Here is a 6,512-nt window from a genome sequence, read left to right as displayed (position 1 = left end):
TCGGAAGGCACGTGCAGACCTTTCGTCATGGCCTCCTACCTTTCTTTCGGGCCTTTCGGCCGAATCTCTCAGCACCCTTCCGTAACGGATGCTGCTTGCTGACAGCTCTAGTTATATCCAAATTCCAACCGCAATTCCACCTCGCCCCCGAACGGTCAACAAAGTTCGATGAACGGTATATCGAATATGATTCCCCCATAATGCACTTCGGCGTTCTAAAGTAGCTTTTCTAAGGTAAATGCTCTTTTTTCCTAAAAATCATTCGCAATTACAACTCCAATCTTTCGATTAAGAATTGCATATCTAAAACGGTTTTATGTATATAAATGACGCTTGTTCGTGTTTCTGTCTGTATTCGATGATATTCAGCTACCTATCATTCTTATTCACACATACTCACCAGTTGAGTGAGGATATAGACCGTTTTTCACAACGCGAAGGGCGTCAGCTCTATGGCTTGTCAGCGTAAGAAGTAGGTAAAGATACCGTTCACGCGATACGTCCGTGCCATAGGTCGACTAAATTGAGACAATAGTGAATAGTGTTAGGCAACCGTCCCCCACGGGGACTGAACGGACAGATGCATATGCCGAGCAAAATCGAAAAAAAGCAAGCCGCTGCAAAGCTGCGTAAGCCGCCGCGCGACCTCTCGTACACGCAGAACCGAGAGCTCAGCTGGCTGCGCTTTGACAACCGTGTGCTTGACGAAGCCTTCGACGAGACCGTTCCGCTGTTCGAGCGGCTAAAGTTCGTGTCGATTTTCGAGTCTAACCTCGATGAGTTTCTCATGGTGCGCGTGGGCGGCCTGTCCGATCTGGCAGAGCTCAAAAAACAGCCTGTCGACAACAAGAGCAATATGACCGCCTCCGAACAAGTCGATGCTGTCATGGCCGAAATGCCCGGGCTCCTTACCCGATGGGAGTCCATCTTTAAGAGCATCGAGGGCAAGCTCGACACCCTGGGCGTTCACCGCGCCCGCATCGATTCGCTTACGCCCGAGGAGCGCACCTTTGTAACCCGTTACTTCCAGGCCTACGTGTCGCCGGTCATCTCACCGCTGGTGATTGACCCGCGCCACCCCTTCCCCAACCTGCGCAACGGCGCACTCTACCTGGCCTGCGGCCTGGACGGCGTCACCGACGAGGAGAGTCTGCTGGGCCTTATCGAGATTCCCACCTCGATGAACCGCGTGGTCGAGATCCCCTCGCCCACCGGCACCTACTCCTACATCTTGCTCGAGGACGTCATCCTCGCCTGCCTGGACAGCTGCTTTGGCTCCTATAAGCCGCTCGACCGCGCGCTCATCCGCGTCACCCGCAACGCCGACATCGACCCGGACGGCGAGGGCGTCGAGGAGGAAGAGGATTACCGTCAGCACATGAAGCGCATCCTCAAGAAACGCTTGCGCCTGCAGCCGGTGGTGCTCGCGGTCTCGGGGTCGCTCGAGAAGGCGACGCTCAAGACCATCCGCAAGGCGCTCGAGCTTTCGCGCCGCTCTGTCTTTACCTGCGATATCCCGCTCGACCTAGGCTACGTCTTTGGCATTGAGGGCAAGATTCCCGAGCACCTGCGCAACGAGCTGCTCTTTACACCGTTTAAGCCGCAGCCCAACCCCACCATCGATATGACCCGCTCCATCCGCGAGCAGGTACTTCAGCACGACAAGCTGCTCTTTTATCCCTATGAGGCCATGAACCCCTTCCTGGATCTGGTGCACGAGGCCGCCTACGACCCCGAGTGCATCTCACTGCGCATCACGCTCTACCGCGTGGCCAAGCAGAGCCGCCTGTGCGAGTCACTGATCGATGCCGCCGAGAACGGCAAAGAGGTCACGGTGCTCATGGAGCTCCGCGCGCGCTTTGACGAGCAGAACAACATCGAGTGGGCCGAGCGCCTGGAAGAGGCCGGCTGCACCGTCATCTACGGCTCCGAGGGCTTTAAGTGCCACTCCAAGATCTGCCAGCTCACCTATCGCGAGGGCATGGCGCTAACGCGCCTGACGCTGCTGGGCACCGGCAACTTTAACGAGAAGACGGCCAAACTCTACAGCGACTTTATGCTCATGACCGCTCACCCCGGCATCGGCGAGGACGCCAACCTGTTCTTCCGCAACCTGTCGCTGGGCAACCTGCGCGGCGATTACCGCTTCCTGGGTGTGGCGCCCGTCGGACTGAAACCGCTCATCATGCGCGGGCTTGACCGCGAGATCCAGCGCGCCCTCGCCGGCGAGCCCGCCCGCGTGTTCTTTAAACTCAACTCGCTCACCGACCGCGAGGTCATCGACAAGATCGCCGAGGCATCGTGCGCAGGAGTCCGCGTGGACATGATCATCCGCGGCATCTCGTGCCTCAAGCCGGGCGTTCCTGGCAAGACCGAGAACGTGCATGTCCGTTCTATCGTCGGACGCTTTTTGGAGCATGCGCGCGTTTACGCCTTTGGCGTGGACTCGGACATGATCTATCTGAGCTCGGCCGACATGATGACACGCAACACCGAGCACCGCGTGGAGATCGCCTTCCCCGTGCTCGACCCCACCTGCCGCGCCCTGGTGCACGAGTACATGAGCATGCAGCTGCGCGACAACGTGAAGGCCCGCAGCCTCACGAGCGACGGCACCTGGGTCCCCGTGGAGCGCGCAGAGGGTGAGAAACCCTTCAACTCGCAGGAAGCCCTGCTGGAGCGTGCCTACCGCAACGCCGAGGCCGCGCCCGAGTCCGTCATTGAGGCAAAGCCCGCCCCTGCTCCTAAGCCGCAGCCGGCCACACCCGAGGTTCAGAAGGTCCAGGCGACCGTCATTGAGCCCGAGCCCGCACCTGCACCTCAGCCCGAGCCGCAGGCAGCTAAGCCCGCACCCGAGACGAGCGCCCGTCGCGATAAGCCCGCCGGCAAGACCAAGGCCATCGAGCGCCATCGCCCCGGTCGTGTGCGCATGGGCCTGGGCCTGATCGGCCTGGGTCTTAAGACGCTCATTACCGGCAAGACGAAATAGTCGTTTGTAGAAGCAGTTTGTAGAAGCGCCCCGCATTTGAGGAAAGCCTCGGATGCGGGGCGCTTTTCCCTGCTACCATGGTGCGAGCAACAACACGAATGACAGGCAGGGATATGAAGCTCACTATAGAATCGATGACCTACGGCGCCGACGGGCTGGCGCACGCCGACAACGGCAAAGCCGTCTTTGTGCAGGGTGCCGTGGCAGGCGACACCGTCGAGGCCGAGGTCGTACAGGACGGCAAGTCGTTCATGCGCGCCCGCACCACCGAGATTCTGGAGCCGAGCCCCGATCGCATTCAGCCCCCCTGCCCCTACGTGGGCATCTGCGGCGGCTGCTCGTGGGGCAATCTCTCACGCACGGCACAGCTCGCCGCCAAGGAGCAAAACCTGCGCTCCACGCTCGAGCGCATCGGCAAGTTCGCTCCTGAGCAGGTCGATGAGTTGGTGCAGCCCATCTGCCACACCAAGGACGACTGGGGCTACCGCAATAAAATCGAGCTCGAACCGACCGTCGTCAACGGTCGCGTGCGCCTTGGCATGCACGGTGTCGACCCCAGCAAAATCGTGACCGTCGATGCGTGCCCGCTGTTCGATAAACGTTTTCCCAAGGCGCTCAAATCGGTCGTCGGCGCACTCAACTATCTAAGCGGCAGCCATGACTTAGGGCTCGAACGCGTGGGCATTCGCGCATCGCGCCGCACCAAGGCGCTCGAGGTTGCACTCTGGACGCCCACGGGCTCTTTTCCGCGCTCGCAAGTCTCCCGCGTGCTGGCGGTCGCCGCTCATCCCACGAGCATCGTGCGTGTGATGAGCAAGGGCGAAAAGAAGGCCCGCCGTGTCTCCAAGGTCGAAATGCTCGCCGGAGAGGGCTCATGGACCGAGAATATCGCCGAGGGTCAGATGCGCTTGTCTGCCCCGTCTTTTTTCCAAGTCAACACCAAGGGTGCTGAGATTTTGATCGAGCTTGTCATGGAAGCGCTCGACCCGCAAGAAGACGAGCTTGCCGTGGACCTGTACTGCGGCGCCGGAACCTTTACCCTGCCGCTCGCCCGCCGCTGCGACTTCGTCGCCGCCGTCGAGGCCTACGGCCCGGCCGTGCGCGACCTGCGCCGTAACCTGGAAATCAACAAGCTTGATAACGTCGACGTCATTGGCGGAGACGCGGTGCGCGAGTTCCCCGACCAGGATGCCGACGTCTTGGTGGTCGACCCGCCGCGCGCAGGCCTCGCCCCCGAGGCGATCGACCTTATCGCCAGCACGAGCGCTCGCGATGTCGCCTACGTGAGCTGCGACCCCGCCACCCTGGCACGCGACCTTAAGCGCTTTGTCGAGGAAGGTACCTTCTCCCCCGTCAAGATCACGCCGGTCGATCTGTTCCCGCAAACCTTCCACTGCGAAACCGTCGTCCACCTCAAGCGCAACTAGACTGTTTGCCCCAGACCACGCCCGATGATTTTTCTGGCACGGGGATAAAAATAGATTTGCTCCGAATGATTATTTAATCCCCGTCCCGAAATTGAACCGCCCCTCATTTCTTGAACATTAGAAATGGGGGCTTCTTTATGGACGGGAGAGTCAGGCACGACGCCACGCTGAGGACTCTTGCAGCAGAGCTTTGCGACAGGGGGTGCGGGCGCGCCGAAGGCCAGCGGGAGGCCGAAGGGTGCCCGGACCCGGCCGGGGCCGGCGGCGTGCGAGGGCAAGCTCATGCGACGGAGCTGCTGCCCGGGCGCCTGAAGGACGAATTCTACAGGAGCCGAACGTGGCGGAGCTTCGAGGAGTTCAAGCGGGACCTCGAAGCCTATACCGTTCACTGGAACAAGAGGAGGCGGGTTAAGCAAAAGGGACTGACCCCGGAGGAGTTCCGAAATCAGTCCCCATGTGCGGCATAGGCCGCTAATTGACCCGTCCAAGTATCGGGGCGCAGTTCATTTCAGCGCCGCCCGAGAAAGCTAAACGCCTTCTGGCAGGTTGTCCCGGGCCGAGGGCGGCCACCTTGATCGCCCTCGGCCCTCACCCACCTCAACTGCCCCTCAATTACATAGAGCTGATTGAGGAGGGCGCAGGCTAGCGGGTGCCTTCCTCATCGTCGTTGGGCCGGTAGGTGATGAACTCGATAACAAAGGCCAGGACGGCAGAGACGAGCGAGGCGATGATCGCGAAGATCATGTGGGAGATCCCGGCGCCACCAGGGGTCCCGTCGATAAAGTTGAGCAGGTTGAAGACGCCGAGGCCGCCCGAGATGTACATGAGAGCGCCAGTCATTCCCACGATGGCGCCGCCCACGGCGGAGCTCAGGCATGCCACGACGAACGCGCGCTTGTTGGGGAGGGCGATGCCGTAGATGCCCGGCTCGGTGACGCCGAAGAAGAAGGCGGAGATCATCGCGGGAAGGGCGATGCCGCGGAAGCGCTCGTCCTTGTTTCTGAGGTACATGGCAAAGATGACCGCTCCGAGCGCGAACCCGTGGCCGATGGTGGCGGCGAGCACGCTGTCGTGGCCGAGGGTGTTCAGATTCATGATGGAGATGGGGATGAGGCTCCAGTGGAAGCCAAAGATGACGAGGCACATCCACAGTCCGCCAACCAGGGCGCTGCCCAGGACGGAACCAACCACGGGGAGCTGGAAGATGAACGAGAATGCCGCGCTCAGCAGGTTGGTGATGAGGGTGGCCACCGGGCCGATGATGAGGTAGCCCAAGACGATGGAGACCGTCATCGTGGCGAGCGGGACAAGGAACATCTTGAGCGCAGCCGGCATCCAGCTCTTGAGCCAGCGCTCAAGGATAGAGCCGAACCACACCATGAGAAGGACGGGGATCACCGAGCTCACGTAGCCGGACACGGGCATGATGATGGGGATCCCGAGGGCGGTGGCGTACCACGAGAACGTGCCGGCCACGCCGAGGTCGATGCTGCCGAGCGCCTCGCCCGAGGTCAGGGCGACCATCGTCGGGTAGAGGAGCGCCACGCCGATTGCCACACCGGTGAACTCGTTCATGCGGAACTTGCGCGCGGCACTGAACGCCAGGGCGACGGGAAGGAAGTAGAAGAAGCCGTCAGCCACGGTGTAGAGCAGCGTGTAGAGGCCGTCGTTTGCAAAGTCCGGGACGAAGTAGGTGATGAGGGCAAGCAGTCCCTTCATGATGCCTGCGGCGGCAAGCGGTCCCAGGATGGGCTGGAAGATGCCAGAGATGAGGTCGATGATGGCGGAGGCAACGGTCTTATCGCCCTGGGGCTCGTCGTCGGCGCTTGCGCCGCCCGAGAAGTTGCCGGCCTCCAGGACCGCGTCGTAGACGTCCTCGACGATGTTGCCCACGACCACCTGGTACTGGCCGTTGGCCTGGATGACCTGGATGACGCCCTTGAGGGCCTCGATCTTGGCCGTGTTGGCGCGGGACTCGTCCTTGAGTTTGAAGCGCACGCGCGTGATGCAGTGCGCGACGCTGGCGACGTTCTCGGCGCCGCCTACGTTCTCGAGTATGGATCTGGCCAGGTCGTCGTATTTTTCTGCCATTATTT

Annotated in this window: 4 protein-coding genes; 3 read left to right on the top strand and 1 reads right to left on the bottom strand. The window is 61.0% G+C overall.

Translation table 11 applies throughout. The features are described 5' to 3' along the window. Positions 1–580 precede the first annotated feature (580 nt). The 3 genes from ppk1 (at position 581) to DWW51_RS10460 (ending at position 4,883) form a co-directional block, all read left to right on the top strand. Positions 581–2,989 (top strand): polyphosphate kinase 1, encoded by a 2,409-nt coding sequence (ppk1, locus tag DWW51_RS06650; RefSeq protein WP_117773941.1) that lies wholly within the window; start codon positions 581–583, stop codon positions 2,987–2,989. A gap of 98 nt (positions 2,990–3,087) precedes the next feature. Next, positions 3,088–4,416, top strand: coding sequence for a 23S rRNA (uracil(1939)-C(5))-methyltransferase RlmD (gene rlmD / locus DWW51_RS06645; protein WP_117759007.1), 1,329 nt, complete (start codon positions 3,088–3,090; stop codon positions 4,414–4,416). Positions 4,417–4,553: 137 nt separating this feature from the next. Next, positions 4,554–4,883 carry an IS3 family transposase gene (locus DWW51_RS10460; RefSeq protein WP_197032199.1) on the top strand — a complete coding sequence of 110 codons (330 nt, stop codon included), beginning with the start codon at positions 4,554–4,556 and terminating at the stop codon, positions 4,881–4,883. Positions 4,884–5,058: 175 nt separating this feature from the next. Here the strand turns inward: DWW51_RS10460 and DWW51_RS06635 are convergent, their stop codons facing one another. Next, complete coding sequence (locus DWW51_RS06635) at positions 5,059–6,507, bottom strand: PTS transporter subunit EIIC (protein ID WP_117773940.1); 1,449 nt, start codon at positions 6,505–6,507, stop codon at positions 5,059–5,061. Between the last annotated feature and the right edge of the window lie 5 nt (positions 6,508–6,512).

Source organism: Collinsella sp. AF15-51, from assembly GCF_003462845.1.
Lineage (GTDB): Bacteria > Actinomycetota > Coriobacteriia > Coriobacteriales > Coriobacteriaceae > Collinsella.
The sequence above is the reverse complement of the archived record's forward strand: the minus strand, read 5'-3'. Positions and strand labels throughout refer to the sequence as shown.